The organism is Enterobacter cloacae complex sp.6700776 (genome assembly GCF_048284255.1).
Classification (GTDB): domain Bacteria; phylum Pseudomonadota; class Gammaproteobacteria; order Enterobacterales; family Enterobacteriaceae; genus Enterobacter; species Enterobacter intestinihominis.
This window is the reverse complement of record NZ_JBLVYK010000097.1, coordinates 1-347: the sequence shown is the minus strand read 5'-3', so window position 1 is coordinate 347 and position 347 is coordinate 1. Positions and strand designations below refer to the sequence as shown.

The window sequence follows — 347 nt, the reverse complement described above, 5'->3', positions numbered from 1 at the left end:
CAATTGACCATGAATAGTTTCATCAGCAGCGATAACGATCGCTTCTTTTTTCCATTCAGCTAATCGACCTGCTTCGCAGTTAACCAACGCACAAGCTTTTTTTACATAGCCATACGCGTGGTAAACCGATTTTGGCATTAAATCATCGCCAATATTAAAGTGCTGTAATGAACGTTGAGTCTGTGCCCCCCAATAACGATTTGCAGGAACATTTACTTTTCCCATGCTATCGAATTCTTCACGGGTGCCTGTTTCATTAATACCAATAGGGATGCTCTTATTTAGAATATAATCTGTCATTACAATAACTCCATTTTAAATATAAAACATATGAGCAATTCCTATAC

Annotated in this window: 1 pseudogene; it reads right to left on the bottom strand. The window is 37.5% G+C overall.

From position 1 onward, the window contains the following. Positions 1 to 300, bottom strand: a pseudogene (fumC, locus tag ACNQ0T_RS23385) (class II fumarate hydratase); the annotation flags it as partial. Positions 301 to 347 lie beyond the last annotated feature (47 nt).